General features: G+C 68.0%; 20 protein-coding genes. 14 read left to right on the top strand and 6 right to left on the bottom strand.

Annotated features, from left to right (window positions below):
- The first annotated feature begins 60 nt into the window (after positions 1-60).
- Positions 61-558, top strand: a complete 498-nt coding sequence (locus tag ABIC66_RS02150) for a GNAT family N-acetyltransferase (RefSeq protein WP_354067721.1) — start codon at positions 61-63, stop codon at positions 556-558.
- 42 nt (positions 559-600) lie between these two features.
- Here the strand turns inward: ABIC66_RS02150 and tldD are convergent, their stop codons facing one another.
- The 4 genes from tldD to ABIC66_RS02130 all read right to left on the bottom strand — a co-directional run bounded on the left by tldD (position 601) and on the right by ABIC66_RS02130 (position 3826).
- Positions 601-2037: a metalloprotease TldD gene (gene tldD, locus ABIC66_RS02145; RefSeq protein WP_354067719.1), complete on the bottom strand. Its 1437-nt coding sequence runs from the start codon at positions 2035-2037 to the stop codon at positions 601-603.
- A 64-nt stretch (positions 2038-2101) separates the two neighbouring features.
- On the bottom strand, positions 2102-2920 hold the full coding sequence (locus ABIC66_RS02140; protein ID WP_354067718.1) for a GIN domain-containing protein: 819 nt from the start codon (positions 2918-2920) through the stop codon (positions 2102-2104).
- A 19-nt stretch (positions 2921-2939) separates the two neighbouring features.
- The gene (locus ABIC66_RS02135; RefSeq protein WP_354067716.1) at positions 2940-3503 is read right to left on the bottom strand and encodes a DUF1700 domain-containing protein; all 564 of its coding nucleotides are present in this window, start codon (positions 3501-3503) and stop codon (positions 2940-2942) included.
- Positions 3500-3826: a PadR family transcriptional regulator gene (locus ABIC66_RS02130; protein WP_354067715.1), complete on the bottom strand. Its 327-nt coding sequence runs from the start codon at positions 3824-3826 to the stop codon at positions 3500-3502. The genes ABIC66_RS02135 and ABIC66_RS02130 overlap by 4 nt, the downstream gene beginning before the upstream one ends.
- A 360-nt stretch (positions 3827-4186) precedes the next feature.
- On the opposite strand from ABIC66_RS02130, the gene coxB reads away from it, so the two are divergent.
- From coxB to ABIC66_RS02070, 12 genes are all read left to right on the top strand, one after another.
- On the top strand, positions 4187-5113 hold the full coding sequence (coxB, locus tag ABIC66_RS02125) for a cytochrome c oxidase subunit II (RefSeq protein ID WP_354067713.1): 927 nt from the start codon (positions 4187-4189) through the stop codon (positions 5111-5113).
- A 25-nt stretch (positions 5114-5138) separates the two neighbouring features.
- Positions 5139-6803, top strand: a complete 1665-nt coding sequence (gene ctaD, locus ABIC66_RS02120) for a cytochrome c oxidase subunit I (protein ID WP_354067711.1) — start codon at positions 5139-5141, stop codon at positions 6801-6803.
- Between the two features lie 103 nt (positions 6804-6906).
- Positions 6907-7914, top strand: coding sequence for a heme o synthase (gene cyoE / locus ABIC66_RS02115; protein WP_354067709.1), 1008 nt, complete (start codon positions 6907-6909; stop codon positions 7912-7914).
- On the top strand, positions 7911-8072 hold the full coding sequence (locus tag ABIC66_RS02110; RefSeq protein WP_354067707.1) for a cytochrome c oxidase system small membrane protein: 162 nt from the start codon (positions 7911-7913) through the stop codon (positions 8070-8072). Before cyoE ends, ABIC66_RS02110 begins: the two co-directional genes overlap by 4 nt.
- Entirely contained in the window at positions 8050-8700 is a 651-nt protein-coding gene (locus ABIC66_RS02105; RefSeq protein WP_354067706.1) for a cytochrome c oxidase assembly protein, read from the top strand. Before ABIC66_RS02110 ends, ABIC66_RS02105 begins: the two co-directional genes overlap by 23 nt.
- 69 nt (positions 8701-8769) lie before the next feature.
- Positions 8770-9642: a cytochrome c oxidase subunit 3 gene (locus ABIC66_RS02100; RefSeq protein ID WP_354067704.1), complete on the top strand. Its 873-nt coding sequence runs from the start codon at positions 8770-8772 to the stop codon at positions 9640-9642.
- Between the two features lie 73 nt (positions 9643-9715).
- Positions 9716-10078 carry a DUF983 domain-containing protein gene (locus tag ABIC66_RS02095; protein WP_354067702.1) on the top strand — a complete coding sequence of 121 codons (363 nt, stop codon included), beginning with the start codon at positions 9716-9718 and terminating at the stop codon, positions 10076-10078.
- Positions 10071-10757, top strand: coding sequence for an SURF1 family protein (locus tag ABIC66_RS02090; protein WP_354067701.1), 687 nt, complete (start codon positions 10071-10073; stop codon positions 10755-10757). The genes ABIC66_RS02095 and ABIC66_RS02090 overlap by 8 nt, the downstream gene beginning before the upstream one ends.
- Positions 10757-12154 carry a threonine synthase gene (gene thrC / locus ABIC66_RS02085; RefSeq protein ID WP_354067700.1) on the top strand — a complete coding sequence of 466 codons (1398 nt, stop codon included), beginning with the start codon at positions 10757-10759 and terminating at the stop codon, positions 12152-12154. The genes ABIC66_RS02090 and thrC overlap by 1 nt, the downstream gene beginning before the upstream one ends.
- A 46-nt stretch (positions 12155-12200) precedes the next feature.
- On the top strand, positions 12201-13472 hold the full coding sequence (locus tag ABIC66_RS02080; RefSeq protein WP_354067698.1) for a M16 family metallopeptidase: 1272 nt from the start codon (positions 12201-12203) through the stop codon (positions 13470-13472).
- Positions 13473-13514: 42 nt separating this feature from the next.
- Complete coding sequence (locus ABIC66_RS02075) at positions 13515-14093, top strand: GNAT family N-acetyltransferase (protein WP_354067697.1); 579 nt, start codon at positions 13515-13517, stop codon at positions 14091-14093.
- A gap of 36 nt (positions 14094-14129) precedes the next feature.
- Positions 14130-15797 (top strand): putative bifunctional diguanylate cyclase/phosphodiesterase, encoded by a 1668-nt coding sequence (locus tag ABIC66_RS02070; RefSeq protein WP_354067696.1) that lies wholly within the window; start codon positions 14130-14132, stop codon positions 15795-15797.
- 1 nt (position 15798) lies between these two features.
- On the opposite strand, the gene ABIC66_RS02065 is transcribed toward ABIC66_RS02070, so the two are convergent.
- Entirely contained in the window at positions 15799-16389 is a 591-nt protein-coding gene (locus ABIC66_RS02065; RefSeq protein WP_354067694.1) for a YqgE/AlgH family protein, read from the bottom strand.
- Between the two features lie 128 nt (positions 16390-16517).
- Between ABIC66_RS02065 and ABIC66_RS02060 the strand changes: the two genes are divergently transcribed.
- On the top strand, positions 16518-17000 hold the full coding sequence (locus tag ABIC66_RS02060) for a peroxiredoxin (RefSeq protein ID WP_354067693.1): 483 nt from the start codon (positions 16518-16520) through the stop codon (positions 16998-17000).
- 43 nt (positions 17001-17043) lie between these two features.
- Here ABIC66_RS02060 and ABIC66_RS02055 read toward each other — a convergent pair whose 3' ends face one another.
- On the bottom strand, positions 17044-17487 hold the full coding sequence (locus ABIC66_RS02055) for a MarR family winged helix-turn-helix transcriptional regulator (RefSeq protein WP_502910279.1): 444 nt from the start codon (positions 17485-17487) through the stop codon (positions 17044-17046).
- Positions 17488-17520: the final 33 nt, after the last annotated feature.

Raw genomic sequence — 17520 nt, 5'->3', positions numbered from 1 at the left:
GATCGGCTTGCGGCCGGCGGTTCCAGGCCATAGGTGCGGGTCTTGGACGGGAGGGATCCGATGACCGACACCGTGACGCCGCTGACGGCGGAGGATCTCGCCGGCGCGGACGGCGAGGCGCTGCTGGCGCTGAACAACGCCCACGCCGTCGAGCTGTCCTGGCTGGAGCCGGAGCGACTGGCGCATCTGGTCGACGAGGCCTTCGTGGCCCGCCGGGTCGGCGAGGCCGACGCCCTGCTGCTGACCTTCGACCAGGCGGCCGACTACGACAGCCCGAACTTCCTGTGGTTCCGAGAGCGCTACCCGGCCTTCGTCTATGTCGACCGGGTGGTGGTGGCCGACAGCGCGCGGGGACGAGGTCTCGCGCGGCGGCTCTATGACGACCTGTTCGCGGCGGCCAAGGCGGCCGGCCATGAACGGATCGTCTGCGAGGTCAATTCCGATCCGCCCAATCCGGCCTCGGACAGGTTCCACGCCGCGCTGGGGTTCGTTCCCGTCGGGACGGCCGAGATCCACGGCGGCAAGAAGACGGTGACGTATCTGGAGCGGCGGCTCTAAACCCGCTCTTCCCGGCTTTCGCCGGGGAGAGCGGAGTGAGGATTAGACCGCCGTCCCGCCCACCGTCAGGCCGGTGATCTTCAGGCTCGGTTGGCCCACGCCGACCGGCACGCCCTGGCCGGACTTGCCGCAGACGCCGATGCCGGGGTCGAAGTCGAAGTCGTTGCCGATCATCGTCACCCGGGTGAGGGCGCTGGGGCCGTCGCCGATCAGGGTCGCGCCCTTGACCGGGGCGGTGATCTTGCCGTCCTCGACCAGATACGCCTCGGTGCACTGGAAGACGAACTTGCCGTTGGTGATGTCGACCTGGCCGCCGCCGAAATTGGCGCAGTAGAGGCCGCGCTTCATCGAGGCGATCATTTCCTGGGGATCGTCGTTGCCCGCCAGCATGCCGGTGTTGGTCATGCGCGGCATCGGCATGTGGGCGTAGGACTGGCGGCGACCGTTGCCGGTGGCCTTCATGCCCATCAGCCGCGCGCTCATCCGGTCGTGCATGTAGCCGACGAGGATGCCGTCCTCGATCAGGATGGTGCGCTCGGTCGGGGTGCCCTCGTCGTCGACGGTCAGCGAGCCCCGGCGGCCCGGCAGCGAGCCGTCGTCGAACACCGTGACGCCCTTGGCCGCCACGCGCTCGCCGATACGGCCCGAGAAGGCGCTGATGCCCTTGCGGTTGAAGTCGCCCTCCAGGCCGTGACCGACGGCCTCGTGCAGCAGCACACCGTTCCAGCCGGGGCCGAGCACCACGTCCATTTCGCCGGCCGGGCAGGCGACCGCGTCGAGATTGACCAGCGCCATGCGCAGGGCCTCGTCGACCTGGTCTTGCCACTTGTCCGGCGAGATCCAGGCCGCGAAGCCGGCGCGGCCGCCAGCCCCGGACGAGCCGTTCTCGCGGCGGCCGTCCTTCTCGACGGTGACCTGGACATTGACCCGCACCAGAGGGCGCACGTCGCGGATCAGCTTGCCGTCGGCGCGCAGGATCTCGACCACGCGACGCTCGCCGGCCATCGAGGCCATCACCTGGACGACACGCGGGTCGCGGGCGCGGGCGAAGGCGTCGATCTCCTGCAGCAAGGAGACCTTGTCGGAGAAGTCGGGCGACGCGACCGGATTGTCCTCGCCATAGAGCTTTTCGTTGGTCGAGCGCGGCGCCTCGGCCGAGACGCCGGCATGGCCGCGCTTGGCCAGGCTGGCCGAATCGGCGGCGCGGCGGATGGCGGCCTCGCTGATCTCGGCGGCGTGGGCGTAGCCCGCCGTCTCGCCGGCCACGACGCGCAGGCCGAAGCCCTCGCCGCTGTCGTAGGAGGCGCTCTTGAGGCGCCCGTCGTCGAAGACGAAGGCTTCGCTCTCGGAGCGTTCGAGGAACAGTTCGCCGTCGTCGGCGCCGGCCAGGGCCTCGCCCAGGATCGATCGGGCGGCTTGGGGGTCGACGCCGGCGGCGTCCAGCAGGGAAAGCGAAGAAGCGGGGAGAGGAGCGTTCATGAGCCTACAGGTAGGCTTTCCGAACGCGTCCGTCACCCCGCCCCTATTGTCGCAAGCGACCGGATCAGTACTCGCGGCGGATTTCGCCCGAGCCGCTGATCTCGCTGCTGACGAGCTTGGGCTCGGTGCGCAGCTCGACGTCGCCGCTGCCGGAGATGTCGATCTTGGCCTTGCCCGTGGCGAACAGCGCGCCGCCGCCGCTGCCGGAGACGTCGAACACCGCGTCCTTGGCCTTAAGGTCGGCAAGGTTCACGTAGCCCGAGCCCGAATTGTCGACCGCGACGCTGTCGACCCGGCCCGCGGCCTCGACGTCGCCGCTGCCGCTGACCGTCACGGCGAAGGCGGGATGGTCGTAGCGGCGGATCTCCAGATCGCCCGATCCGCGCACGTCGAACTTGGTGACGTCCGGCGCGATGACCGTGATCTTCACGCGGTCGGAGTCGCTCTCCACCCGGATGCCGTGATTGTCGATGGTCAGGCTGTCGTGGTCGATGTCGTCGCCTTCGTCGAGGCTGATGCGGCCGCCATCGACGCGCAGCCGATCGATGTAGCGCTTCGGTCCCGAGGCCACGATCTTGGCCTCCGCGCCCTGGATGAACACCACGTCGACCGGCAGGTCGATGATCAACTGGTCCTTGCCCGTCCAGGCGAAGGTGCGGTCGACGGCCGGCGAAGGTCGCTCGCCGGCGACGCGGATATGGCGGCCCGTGCGGATCACCTTGCCGTTCTCACGGACGATGATGGTGTCACCGTCGTTGTCGAACGGAAGCGTCCAGCCGTTCTTCATGATTTCCGGGCCGGCGATGGCCGCCACCCCGGCGAAGCAGGCGATGGCGAGCGCGAAGCTGGCGACGCCGACAATGAGTGTGTTGCGGATCAACATGGTCCCCTCCTCGCGCCCATCAGGCCTGGTTCATGGCCGGCTTCAGGAGCCGGAAGTGCAGTCGGCCGTACCAGACGACCGCGTTGACGACGCCGACCGTGACGGCGGTCAGCAGGGCGCCGAGGAATGTGGCCGTGGCCATCAGGCCCAGGCCCGCCAGGAAGGCGGTGATCGGCCCGCCCGGGGGCAGGGTCAGCGGCCCCATGGCGAAGACGAAGCCGCCGGCGATGAATAGGGTGATGACCGCGACCAGGACCCCGAACAGCGCTCCCAGCACGCCCATCAGCAGGGGCAGCAGGAACATCACGTCCAGCGCGCCCAGGCCCAGCAGGGCGATGACGGCGGCCACGGCGTTGGAAGGGTTCTTGCGCTCTTCCCACTGCTTGAGGCCGGCTTCGGCGCGCATTTCGCGGGCCAGGCGATCGGGATCGCCGAGCGCGGCGGCCGTCTCGGCCTCGCTGCGGCCCGCGTCCTGGGCGTCGGCGAAGTGGGCCTCGTGGTCGGCGACGATGTCGGCGATCGTGGTCACCGGCAGGCCGGCCAGGCCTCGGCGAAGGCGGGCGATGAATTCGGCGCGGGTCATGCGGAGGCTCCCACGATGTCGTTCACCGCATTGGCGAACGTGGTCCACTCGGCCTTTTGCTGCTCGAGGCTTTGGCGCCCCAGCGTGGTCAGGCGGTAGTACTTGCGCGGCGGACCGCTCTGGCTTTCGACCAGATAGGTCTCGACCAGCCCATCCGACTGCATGCGGCGCATCAGCGGATAGATCGTCCCTTCCCCCATATCGATGTCCCTCGTGAGCCTGCTGGCGATCTCGTAGGCGTAGCTGTCGGCGTGCGAGAGCAGGGCCAGCACGCACAGCGCCAGCACGCCTTTCTTCAATTGGATTTCAATGGCTTCCGGCACGATGTCCTCGCCTCCTTGGATGCTCTCTTCTACCGCCAGGTACTGAGTGATGCAAGGTACCTACTGATGAACGATACGTAATGATGCGGAAAGCCGTTTCGCCGACTTGGGAAGCCGCAGAGCGCTCAGCCGGGGATAACCGGGCAATCCCATGCCCCGCGCGTGGTCTCTGGCGCTTGGCAACCGCTGGCGATGCGCGTATGCAGCCTCCGGACCGGTCCTTGGGGCGGGCTGTGCGTCGATGCGCGACTTAAGGTCGGCGAAGTCGATGGCGGAGCGTCGGATCGAGGATCGTAAGTGCAAGTCGGCGCGGCGCGGCCTCCAGGGGTCGATCCGCCGCCGAAACGGGCCGTGAGGGATATGAAGGCGCAATTTTCGGGGATTCGGCGGATCATGACGGGCGCGTCCGCCCTCGCCGCTACGATGGCTTTCGCGGGGCAGGCCCTCGCCGAGGATCTGATGGGCCAGCCCACGCCGGGCGCCATCGACCTTCAGCCCGCCGCGTCGGAGCTGAAGCACCACGCGATCTGGTTCCACAACATCATCCTGATGCCGATCATCACGGGCATCACCCTGCTGGTGCTGGGCCTGCTGATCTGGATCGTGGTGCGCTACAACAAGAAAGCGAACCCCGTCCCGGCCAAGTTCAGCCACAACACGACGGTCGAGATCGTCTGGACCCTGGTTCCGGTCCTGATCCTGATGGTCATCGCCATCTTCTCGTTCCGCCTGCTGTTCCACTACAACGACATGCCCAAGCCCTACATGACCGTGAAGGCCACGGGCTATCAGTGGTACTGGGGCTACGAGTATCCGGATCAGAAGATCAGCGAGATCGTGTCGCTGCCGCTGACCAAGGAACAGGCGCAGGCCAAGAAGGTCCCGTACCTGCTGGCCGCCGACAAGGCGATGGTCGTTCCCGTCAATCAGGTCGTCCGCGTCCAGGTCACCGGCGCCGACGTGATCCACGCCTTCGCCCTGCCGGCCTTCGGTCTGAAGATCGACGCCATTCCGGGCCGTCTGAACGAAACCTGGTTCAAGGCCGAGCGCACCGGCGTGTTCTACGGCCAATGCTCTGAACTCTGCGGCGTCGACCACTCGAACATGCCGATCGAGATCCACGTGGTCTCGCAGGGCGAGTTCGACGCCTGGGTCAAGGAGAAGGCCGCTCCGCCGGCTCCGGCCGCCGCGCCGGCCGCTCCGGCCGCCGCCGCCGCGACCCCCGCTTCGGCTCCGGCCGCTCCCGCTTCCGCTCCGGCCGCGGCTCCCGCCGCGCCGGCGGCCTAAGATACGATCGCAGGATAGAAGTCCGATGGCTCACGCCGCAGACACTCACGACCACGGCGGTCACGACGACGCCGACCACAAGCCGCCTTTCTTCGCCCGCTGGTTCTTCTCGACGAACCACAAGGACATCGGCACGCTGTACATCCTGTTCGCCATCATGGCGGGCCTGGTCGGCGGCGCCCTGTCGGGCCTGATCCGCTGGGAGCTGATGGAGCCGGGCATCCAGGTGTTCTCGGACACCGGCGTGCTGGCCCAAATGGGTCTGTTCAAGGGCAAGCACGGCTATAACGCCGTCGTCACCGCCCACGCCCTGATCATGATCTTCTTCATGGTCATGCCCGCCATGATCGGCGGTTTCGGCAACTGGTTCGTTCCGATCATGATCGGCGCGCCGGACATGGCCTTCCCGCGGATGAACAACATCTCGTTCTGGCTGCTGGTCGCCGCCTGGGTCCTGCTCTGCACCTCGATGTTCGTCGACGGCGGTCCGGGCCACGGCTTCGGCGGCGGCTGGACGATCTATCCGCCGCTGTCGACGATCGGCCACAAGGGTCCGGCCATGGACCTGGCGATCCTGTCGCTCCACCTGGCCGGCGCTTCGTCGATCCTGGGCGCGATCAACTTCATCACGACGATTTTCAACATGCGCGCGCCGGGCATGACCCTGCACCGCATGCCGCTGTTCGCCTGGTCGGTGCTGATCACCGCCTTCCTGCTGCTGCTGTCGCTGCCCGTCCTGGCCGGCGCCATCACCATGCTGCTGACCGACCGCAACTTCGGCACGCACTTCTTCGACCCGTCGGCCGGCGGCGACCCCGTCATGTTCCAGCACCTGTTCTGGTTCTTCGGCCACCCGGAAGTGTACATCCTGATCCTGCCGGGCTTTGGCATCATCAGCCACATCGTCTCGACCTTCTCCAAGAAGCCGGTGTTCGGCTACCTGGCGATGGCCTACGCGATGGTCGCCATCGGCTTCGTCGGCTTCGTCGTGTGGGCGCACCACATGTACACGGTCGGCATGAGCATCAACCTGCGCGCCTATTTCGTGGCCGCGACGATGATCATCGCCGTCCCGACGGGCGTGAAGATCTTCAGCTGGATCGCCACGATGTGGGGCGGCTCGCTGGACTTCAAGACGCCGATGCTGTGGGCGATCGGCTTCATCTTCCTGTTCACCGTCGGCGGCGTGACCGGCGTGGTCCTGTCGAACGCCGGCATCGACTACAGCCTGCACGACACCTATTACGTCGTCGCGCACTTCCACTACGTGCTCAGCCTGGGCGCCGTGTTCGCCATCTTCGCCGGCTTCTTCTACTGGTTCGAGAAGATGTGGGGCGTGAAATACAACGAGTTCCTGGGTTGCACGCAGTTCTGGATCATGTTCGTCGGCGTGAACCTGGTGTTCTTCCCGCAGCACTTCCTGGGCCTGCAGGGCATGCCGCGTCGCTACGTCGACTATCCGGAAGCCTTCGCCAAGTGGAACTACGTGTCGTCGGTCGGCTACATGATCACCGCCGTGGGCGTGCTCGTGTTCCTGGTCCTGCTGGCGGAGGCCGCGATCCGTCGCCGCAAGGCCGAGGCCAACCCGTGGGGCGAAGGCGCCACCACGCTGGAATGGACCCTGTCCTCGCCGCCGCCGTTCCACCAGTTCAGCGAACCGCCGGTGATCCGGGAAGACGGCCACCACTGAGGCTCGTCGTCCTTAACCGGACTTGAGAAAGCGGGGCGCGGTCGGGATCCTTAAGGGTCCAGGCCGCGCCCTTCGCCCATTGAAGACCGATATATTCCCCTCGATGTCGAAGACCCTCGCCATGACCTCGGAGACCGTTCAGCCGGACACCACAGAGACCGCGCGTTGGCAGGACTATTTCCAGCTGATGAAGCCGCGCGTCATGTCCCTGGTCGTGTTCACCGGCCTGACCGGCCTGCTGGCCGCCCGCGCGCCGATCCATCCGGTGCTGGGCGCGATCGCGGTGTTGTGCATCGCCGTCGGAGCCGGGGCCTCGGGCGCGCTGAACATGTGGTACGACGCCGACATCGACCAGCAGATGCGCCGCACGCGCGGCCGTCCGGTCCCCGCCGGCAAGGTCAAGGCCGAGGAAGCCGCCTCGCTGGGCGTGGTGCTCTCGCTCCTCTCGGTGATGTTCCTGGGCTTCGCGATCAACTGGTTCGCGGCCGGCCTGCTGGCCTTCACCATCGTCTTCTACGCCGTCGTCTACACGATGTGGCTCAAGCGCTGGACGGCGCAGAACATCGTCATCGGCGGGCTCGCGGGAGCGCTCCCGCCCGCGATCGGCTGGGCCGCGGCCACGGGCTCGGCCCCGCTGAACGCGTGGCTGATGGTGGCGATCATCTTCTTCTGGACCCCGCCGCACTTCTGGGCCCTGTCGCTGTACGTCACCACCGACTACGCCAAGGCCGGGGTGCCGATGCTGCCGGTGGTCAAGGGCGCCAAGGAGACGCGCAAGCAGATCCTGCTCTACAGCCTGCTCTTGATCCCGATCTGCCTGTCGCCGGTGCTGACCGGCCTGGGCGGCCCGATCTACCTGGCCGTGGCGGCCCTGGGCGGCGTAGTGTTCCTGATCCTGGCGGCGCGCGTGTTCGCCAGCAAGGCCGGCGACGCGGCCGACCCGCGCGTGGCGGACCGCGCGCTCTACGACGTCTCCGAGGACGAGAAGGCCGCCGGCTCGAAGGCCGCGCGCAACCTGTTCGCCTTTTCGATCCTGTATCTTTTCGCCCTGTTCGCCGCCCTGCTGGGCGAGGCCGTGGCGGGCGTGCGCGCCCTGGAGCTGCTGAAGTGAATCAACCCCCAAACAACCTTGGCGATAAGGACGCGGCCAAGAAGGCTCGGGAAGGGCGCAACATCGCGCTCGGCCTGGGTCTGGTGGCCTTCGTCATCCTGGTCTTCGTCGTCACCCTCGTAAGGCTCGGCGCCAATGTCGCGCATCCCCACCCCTAAGGCGGATCTCACGCCGCAGGAGCTTGCCGCCCGCCGCAACGGCAAGGTGGCCCTGATCTGCGCGGCCGCGTTCTTCGGCATGGTCGGCGCGGCCTATGCCGCCGTGCCGCTGTACAAGCTGTTCTGCCAGGCCACCGGCTTCGACGGCACGGTCCGCAAGGCGGTGGCCAAGCCGACCCGGATCCTGGATCGCAAGATCAAGGTCCGCTTCGACGCCAACATCCGCGAGCTGCCGTGGCGGTTCCAGACCTTGCAGGCCAGTCAGGACATCCGCATCGGCGACACGGGCCTGGCCTTCTTCAAGGTCTCCAACCCGACCGACAAGCCGCAGACCGGCCGGGCCCTCTACAACGTGGTGCCCGAATCGGCCGGTCCGTACTTCCAGAAGCTGGAGTGCTTCTGCTTCACCAGCCAGACGATCCAGCCCCACCAGACGGTGGAGTTCCCGGTCGTCTATTTCGTGGATCCCCAGTTCGCGGACGATCCCGAAACCAAGGGCAAGAACGAGATCACGCTCTCGTACACGTTCTTCCCGGCCGTCGATGACGGCAAGAGCAGCAAAGTGGCCGCTTCGGCGACGCCTCGTATCGTCGAACCCCTTGGCGGCGCACCGTCGAGAGGGCTATAGCGTTCACAACGACCACGGCGCGGGGGGACCAGCGACCGTGCTCAGAGGGATATAAGGGTTAGCAGCAACATGGCCGGCGCCGTCAAACACGACTACCACATCCTTCCGCCCAGCCCGTGGCCCTTCGTGGGTTCGGCCTCGGCCACCGTCATGGCGATCGGCCTCATCGGCTGGATCAAGGGCGGCGTGTTCGGCATCGAGAAGGGCAACTGGGCCATCTTCGCCGCCGGCGTCGCGGGCGTGCTCTACACCATGTTCGGCTGGTGGTCGGACGTGGCCAAGGAAGCCAAGGCCGGCGACCACACCCCGGTCGTCTCCATCGGCCTGCGCTACGGCATGATCCTGTTCATCGCCTCGGAAGTCATGTTCTTCGTGGCGTGGTTCTGGATGTTCTTCGAGATGGCGCTGTTCCATCATCACCGCACGCTGTCGGCGATCGAGGAAGTCCGCACCGCCTGGGCCACCTGGCCGCCCGCCGGCGTCGAGACCGTCTCGCCCTGGCACCTGCCGCTGGTCAACACCCTGACCCTGCTGCTCTCGGGCACCACCGTCACCTGGGCCCACCACGCGCTGCAGGTCGGCGACCGTAAGGGCGCCAAGTGGGGCCTGATCCTGACCATCCTGCTGGGCGCTCTGTTCACCTGCATCCAGGTCTACGAGTACAGCCACATCAACCACGAGCAGCTGTTCTATTCGGAAGCCGCCGTGAACTCGGGCCTCTATGGCTCGACCTTCTTCCTGGCCACCGGCTTCCACGGCTTCCACGTGTTCGTCGGCACCCTGTTCCTGATCGTCTGCCTGATCCGCCTGCTGAACGGCGCCTTTACGCCCAAGCAGCACTTCGGCTTCGAGGCGGCCGCCTGGTACTGGCACTTCGTGGACGTGGTCTGGCTGTTCCTGTTCGCATTCATCTACGTGATCTTCGGGGGCTCGCCCCACTAGATCGAAAGATCCCGAGGGGCCCGGAACGCCAGACAGCGTTCCGGGCCTTTTTCGTTTTGAGGCTTAGTCCACGATGACCAAGACCAACCCCTACGCCGCCGGCGCGCGCGGCCTGTGCCCCCACTGCGGCGAGGGCTATCTGTTCGACGGCTTTCTGAAAGTCGCGCCGCGCTGCGAGGCCTGCGGTTTCGAGCTGGGCAAGTTCGAGACCGGCGACGGCGCGGCGACGTTCGTGATCCTGATCGCCGGGACGGTCTGCGCGTTCGGGGCGCTGTTTTCGATGTTCGCCTGGAACTGGCCGGTCTGGCTGCTGCTGTTGGTCTGGCTGCCGGCGGTGTTCGTGATCACGCTCGGCTTGATGCGGCCGGCCAAGGGCCTGATGGTCGCCGCCCAGATTGCTCAGAAGGCCTCCGAAGCGGGACGGGGCGATGTCTGACGTCCAGACGCGGAAGCCTGGCTTCCCGGTCGGCCTGACGGTCGCGACGGGTATCGCCTTCGCCCTCCTCTGCGGCCTGGGCGCCTGGCAGGTCCAGCGGCTGCATTGGAAGCAAGGCGTCCTGGCGCGAATCGAAACCCTGAAGACGGCGCCGGCCTTGCCGCTGATCCAGGTGCTGACGGCCGACGCCCGGCCCGAGGACCTGGCCTGGACCCGGGTCAGCGTCGATTGCGGCGACGTCGCCGGTGCGTCTCTACCGCTGGTCTATGGTGTCCGCGACGGCGACGTGGTCTGGCGCGCCCAGGCTCCCTGCGCCGTGCTGGCCGGGCCCTACAACATGATCCTGGTGGATCGTGGCGTTGTCTCGGCCCTGACGGGCCAGGTCGCGCCGCCGCCGCGATCCTTCGACGCGCCCCGTCACGTCGTCGGCGTACTGACGCCAATCAAGCAGCTGGGCGGCGACCGCGCCAAGATCCTGAGCCGCTTCCCCGGCCGCAAGCCAGCGCCGCTGGTGCTGATGGCCGAGGCCGAGACGCCGGCGCCCGCCGAAATCGCTCCCGCGCCGCTGCCGGCAGAAATTTCCAATCGGCACCTGGAATACGCCCTGACGTGGTTCGGTCTTGCCGTAACCCTGCTGTTTATCTATGCCGCCATGCTCTGGCGGAGATTGAGACCCTGATGCGCTACGTGTCGACCCGCGGCCAGTCCGCGTCCATCGGCTTCCTGGATGCGGTGCTGGCCGGCCTGGCCCCCGACGGCGGCCTGTACGTGCCCTCCGAATGGCCCAGCTTCTCGGCCAAGGAGATCGCCGGCTTCGCGGGCAAGCCCTACGCCCAGGTGGCCGCCGCCGTGGTCGGCAAGTTCGTCGGCGACGACATTCCGACCGATGACCTGGCCGACATGTGCGAGGAGGCCTACGCCACCTTCGCCCACACGGCCGTCGTCCCGCTGAAGCAGCTGACCGCCAACCGTTACCTGCTGGAGCTGTTCCACGGCCCGACCCTGGCCTTCAAAGATGTTGCGATGCAGCTGCTGGGCCGCCTTTACGACTATGTGCTGGAACGCCAGTCGCGGAAGATGACCATTATCTGCGCCACCTCGGGCGACACCGGCGGCGCGGCCGTCGAGGCGTTCCGGGGCCGCAAGAACGCCCGCATCGTCGCCCTCTTCCCGGAAGGCCGGATCAGCGAGGTGCAGCGCCGGTTCATGACCACGGCGACCGACAGCAATGTCGCCTGTGTCTCGATCCTGGGCTCGTTCGACGACTGCCAGCACATCGTCAAGTCGGCGTTCCAGGATGACCAGTTCCGCCACGCCGTCGACCTGTCAGGCGTCAACTCGATCAACTGGGCGCGGATCGCGGCCCAGAGCGTCTACTACTTCACCGCCGCCGTCGCCCTGGGCGCGCCGCAGCGCGAGGTGGCCTTCGTGGTGCCGACCGGCAATTTCGGCGACGCCTACGCCGCCTTCGTGGCCAAGAAGCTGGGCTTGCCGATCCATTCGGTGACCGCCGCCACCAATTCCAACGACATCCTGGCCCGCGCCTTCGAGGACGGCCGCTATGCGCGCGGCGCGGTGGCGGCGACCCAGAGCCCGGCCATGGACATCCAGGTCGCCTCCAACTTCGAGCGCCTCTATTTCGAAGCCGTGCGTCGCGACGGCGTCGAGACCGGCCGCGCCTTCCGCGCCTTCGCCGACACCGGCCTGCTGGACATTCCGCCCGGCGCCCACGGCTGGATGCGCGAGCTGTTCCGCGGCGCGTCGGTCAGCGAGGCCGACACCGCCAAGACCATGCTGGCGACGCTGAACGAAACCGGCGAGGTCGTCGATCCGCACACGGCCGTCGGCCTGGCCGCCGCCGCGGGCGTGCGTGTCGATCCGTCGATCCCGGTGGTGGTGCTCTCGACCGCTCACCCGGCCAAGTTCCCCGAGGCCGTGCTGGCCGCTACCGGCCTTGCCCCGACGACGCCGCGCGCCACGCCGGACCTCTCCAAGAAGCCGGAGAAATTCGAGCGCCTGCCGGCCGACGGTTCGTCGGTAAAGGCCTTCGTGCGGACCTTCGTGGCCAATAGTTGAGGCCGGACTGGCGTTTAGGCGCGCGAGCGCCTAGATACCGCCGCTCATGACCGCTTCCCTCCGCACCCTCCCCAACGGCGTCCGTGTCGTCTGCGACCCGATGCCGGGTCTCGAAACCCTGGCCCTGACGGTCGTGGCGGGACGGGGAGCGACCTACGAGGATCCGGCGCGCTCGGGCTGGTCGCACCTGCTGGAACACATGGTGTTCAAGGGCGCTGGCGCGCGCTCGGCCCGAGACATCGTCGAGGTGATCGAGAGCGAAGGCGGCTCGATCAACGCCGCCACCGGCTATGAGCGCACCAGCTTCCAGGTCCGCGCCCTGAAGGGCGGCCTGGACCTTGGCATGGACGTCATCGCCGACCTGGTTCGTCGCCCAACGCTGGATCCGGCCGACCTGACCCGCGAGAAGCAGGTGGTCGCCCAGGAGATCGCCGAGGCCGCCGACGCGCCCGACGACTATGTCTTCGACCTGATCCAGCGCGCGGCCTGGGGCGACCATCCGGTCGGCCGTCCGATCCTGGGTAGCGACACGACCGTCGAGGCCGCCTCGGTCGACGCCCTGTCCGACTGGCGCGCCGCGCTCTACGCCGCCGACCGCCTGGTGGTCAGCGCCACCGGCGCCGTGAGCGAAGCCGAGTTGATGGCCGCCGCCGAGCGCGCCTTCGGCGACCTGCCCGCCGCCCCCGGCGCGACGGCGCCGGATCCCGCGAGCTTCATCGGTGGTCCGCGGGCCGAGAGCCGCAAGCTGGAGCAGGCGCATCTGGTGTTCATGCTGCCGGCCTGCGGCTCGCGCGAGGACGACTATTTCGCCCTGCGGATCTTCGCCGAGTGCCTGGGCGGCGGCATGTCCTCACGGCTGTTCCAGGAAGCGCGCGAGAAGCGCGGGCTCGCCTACAACATTGACGCCTATGCCGACACCTACGCCGATCATGGCGCGCTGGGCGTCTATGCCGGCTGCGCGGCCGGCGACGCGGTGGAGACCGCCAAGGTCTGCGCCGAGGAGATCGCCAAGCTGGCGGCTCACATCGAGGACGCCGAGCTGGCCCGCGCCAAGGCCCAGCTGAAGGCCCACATGTTCATGGCCCGCGAGCAGCCGCTGTCGCGCGCCGAGCAAGGCGCCGGACAGGTGCTGCTGTTCGACCGCCTTTATCCGCCGGCGGAGCTGGCCGCCGAGGTCGACGCCGTGACGCCCGCCGACGTCGCCCGCCTGGGCCGGCGCCTGCTGGCCAAGGGCCGCGCCGCCACCGCCGTGCTTGGCGCCAAGTCGGCCCTGAAGGCCGGCGAGGCGTTCGACAAGGCGTTGTTTTCCGCCGCTTGACCGTGGAATGGTGGCGCGAGTGATCGATCCAGAGCTTCGTCCTTGTCCGCCCTTCTGCCGTTCCTGAAGACTAGGCCCCGACTCAAGCTGGAAGGCCGCGCCGTCTATCTGCGGCCGCCGCGTCCGCATGACCATCGCGCCTGGGCCGCCTTGCGCGCCAAGTCGCGGACCTTCCTCGAACCCTGGGAGCCGACCTGGCCGGAGCATGACCTGACGCGGGCGGCGTTCCGAGCGCGCCTCGGCGCCTATTCCCGGGAACTGGAGCTCGGCGAGGCCTATCCGTTCTTCATCTTCCGCCGGGCGGACGACGCCCTGGTCGGCGCCGTGCGGCTTTTCCACGTGCGGCGTGGCGTCGCTCAGACCGGATCGATCGGCTACTGGATCGGCCAGCCCTTCACGCGCCAAGGACTCATGGTGGACGCCGTCGAGACCCTGATCCGCTTTGCTTTCAAGGGTCTTGGCCTTCACAGACTTGAAGCCGCGTGCATGCCCGAGAACCACGCTTCGGCCGCCTTGTTACAGAAATGCGGGTTTTTGGAGGAAGGATATGCGCCCGCTTATTTGAAAATTAACGGCGGTTGGCGAGATCATCGTCTGTTCGGCATGGTCGCGCCCGAGTGAGCGCAACGGACCCTGGCCGACGTACTTGGGACATGCATGTCTTTTCGGGCGGGCGAACGACGGATCTGGGACACCACGGCCACGCTTGAAGCGTTGGGCGCGGCCGATGTCGCCCTGTGGATCTGGGAGCCGGAAGCCGACCGCCTGCGCCTGAACGGCGCGGCGCGCGCCCTGGGCCTGGGGCCGCTGGCCCCGGAATGTTCTTCCGCGGCCTTCCGCGCCCTGGCCCTGCCGCAGGACCGCGCCCAGGCCGAGGAAGTGCTCAAGACCCGCGAGCCGGGCTCCGAGGTCGTCGCCCGCTTCCGTGTGCGCGGCGGCGAGACCTGCCTCTGGCGGGGCGTCTGGCTGGAGGAGGGCGTCCGGGCCGCTGGCGTCGTCGCCCCCGAAACGAAGTTCACGGCTTCCGAGCGCTGCGAGCTTACCGGCCTGCTGGACCGCCGCAGCTTCATCGCCCGCGCCCGCGAGCGCCTGGGCCAGGAGGGCGTGCACGAGCTGGTGGTCGCCGACCTCGACCGTCTGCGCCGCCTGAACGAGGCCCTGGGCCACGAGCGCGCGGATCTCGTCCTGGCCGCCCTGGGCTCGCGCCTGGCCGCCGCCTTCCCGGCCGAGGCCTTGCTGGGCCGGATCGGCGAGGACGAATTCGCCGTGCTGTGCGAACCCCAGGGTTACGAGCCGGCCGAGATGCTGCGCTCGGCCCTGGAGCAGCCGCTGCGCGTGGCCGGCTTCGACATTCACCCGACCCTGTCGATCGGCGCGGTCTCGGCCGAAGGGGGGCTCGACGCGCCCGACGCCGCCGAGCTGCTGCGTCGCGCCGAGCTGGCCGTCGAGGCCGCCGCCGCCGCCGGACGCGGCGGGGCCGCGGCTTACGGCCGCTCGATGGAGACCGACGGCCTCTCGCGTCTGGCTCTGGAGGCCGACCTGCGCGGCGCGATCGGCCGCGGCGAGATCACCCCGTACTTCCAGCCCGTCGTGCGCTTGTCGACCGGCGCGCTGTCGGGCTTCGAGGCCCTGGCCCGCTGGATCCACCCGCGCCGGGGCATGCTGCCGCCCGACGAGTTCCTGCCGCTGATCGAAGAGATGGGGCTGATGAGCGAACTCGGTGCGCACATGATGCACACCGCCGCCAAGCAACTGGCCGCCTGGCGCGACGCGCACCCGGCGATGGGCGCCCTGACCGTCAGCGTCAACCTGTCGACCGGCGAGATCGATCGTCCGGGCCTGGTGGCCGACGTCGCCGAGACCCTGCGCGTCAACCGCCTGCCGCGCGGCGCCCTGAAGCTGGAAGTCACCGAGAGCGACATCATGCGCGATCCCGAGCGGGCCGCGATGATCCTCAGGACCCTGCGCGACGCCGGCGCCGGTCTGGCGCTGGACGACTTCGGCACCGGCTTCTCGTCGCTGTCCTATCTGACGCGCCTGCCGTTCGACACGCTGAAGATCGACCGCTACTTCGTCCGCACCATGGGCGGCAACGCGGGCTCGGCCAAGATCGTCCGCTCGGTCGTCAAGCTGGGCCAGGACCTGGATCTGGAAGTCGTGGCCGAAGGCGTCGAGAACGCCGAAATGGCCCGCGCCCTGCAGTCGCTAGGCTGCGACTACGGCCAGGGCTTCGGCTACGCGCCGGCCCTATCGCCGCAGGAGGCCGAGGTCTATCTGAACGAGGCCTATGTCGACGGCGCCGCGCCGGTGAAGGCGCGCGGCTGATCTAGGCTCGCCCCGCCTGCGCCGACAGGTGGTCCGCCGAAATCCCCAACTTGGCCAGGGCGCGGGTCCATTTGTGCTCGTGGTCCTCGTCGAACAGGATGCCCTCGTCGGCGTCGCAGATCAGCCAGATGTTGTCGCGCAGCTCCTGCTCCAGCTGGCCGGGACCCCAGCCGGCGTAGCCCAGGGCCAGCACCGCCTTGCGCGGCCGGCGCATGCGGCTGGCCATGGCGTCCAGCACGTCGCGGGTGGCGGTCAGGCCCAGGCCGTCGGCCACCGGCAAGGTCGAGTCCGGCGAGTTGAAATCGTCGGTGTGCAGAACAAAGCCCCGCTCGCGCTCGATCGGCCCGCCCAGCAGGACGAGATCGCTCGGAGCCTGGATGTCGGACTTCACGCCCAGGCGCTCCAGCAGCTCGTACACCGTCAAGCCGTCGACCGGGCGGTTCACCGCTAGGCCCATGGCCTGGTCCTCGTCGTGGGCGCACAGATAGAGCACCGTGCGCTCGAAGCGCGGATCCTCGATGCCGGGCATGGCGACCAGAAGCCGCCCCGTCAGAAACTCGCCCTCGTCGTCTTCGTCGATGAAGCTGGCCATGACCCTAGCATTGGCTTTCGATGTGACGGTTTCAAGTCGCGGAACGTTTCAAAGCGCGCTTGGCGACCGCTTCGGCGAGGGATATTCGAGCAGGCGCGACTTCACACGCACAAGAGGAAACACGGCCCATGACGATCAAGGTTGGCGACACGCTGCCCGCGGCCACTTTCATGACCAGCACGGCCGAAGGGCCCGCGCCGATCAGCACCGACGACATCTTCAAGGGCAAGACCGTCGCCCTGTTCGCGGTGCCCGGCGCCTTCACCCCGACCTGCTCGGCCAAGCACCTGCCGGGCTTCAAGGAGAAGGCCGACGAACTGAAGGCCAAGGGTGTCGACACGATCGCCTGCATCTCGGTCAACGACGTCTTCGTGATGAAGGCCTGGGGCAAGGATCAGGGCATCGCCGACGAGGTCCTGCTGCTGGCCGATGGCAACGGCGACTTCACCCGCGCGGTCGGCCTGGACTTCGACGGCAGCAAGTTCGGGATGGGCCCGCGCTCGCAACGCTATTCGCTGATCGCCAAGGACGGCGTCGTGACCCAGCTGCACGTCGAGGAAGCCGGCCAGTTCAAGGTCTCGTCGGCCGAGTACCTGCTGGAACAGCTGTAAGACCGAAGATCCTCCTCCGCGACGCGGGGGAGGATCTGTCTCCTTAGCCCTTCACGATCTCGGATCGCAGCGCCTGGATCCGCGCGTTCAGCGCCCCCAACGCCCCCTCGTCCATGCCGGAGCGATCCATCAGGAGATCGCCTAGACATCCGGTCCGCTCCAGCAGCGCCTGGCCGGCCGGGGTCAGCGTCACCTCGACCTTGCGTTCATCCTCGACACCGCGCCGCCGCGCCACCAGGCCAGCGGCTTCCAGGCGCTTGACCAGGGGCGTCACCGTGCTGGACTCCAGGTCCAGCCGCGCGGCGACGCCGCCGATGGTCAGGCTGTCGGTCTCGCCCAGCGTGCTCAGCACCAGATATTGCGGATAGGTCAGGCCCAACTGGTCGAGCAGGGGCTTGTAGGCCCGCGTGATCGCCATGCTGGTGGCGTAGAGGGTGAAGCAGATCTGCTGGTCCAGCGGGCGCATCTTGGCGTCTCCGATCGTCATGAATCCTTTTTATCACGAAAAATGATATCGCGA

This window comes from Caulobacter sp. 1776, from assembly GCF_040545685.1.
Classification (GTDB): Bacteria; Pseudomonadota; Alphaproteobacteria; order Caulobacterales; family Caulobacteraceae; genus Caulobacter.
This window is presented reverse-complemented; position numbering and strand designations above follow the sequence as displayed.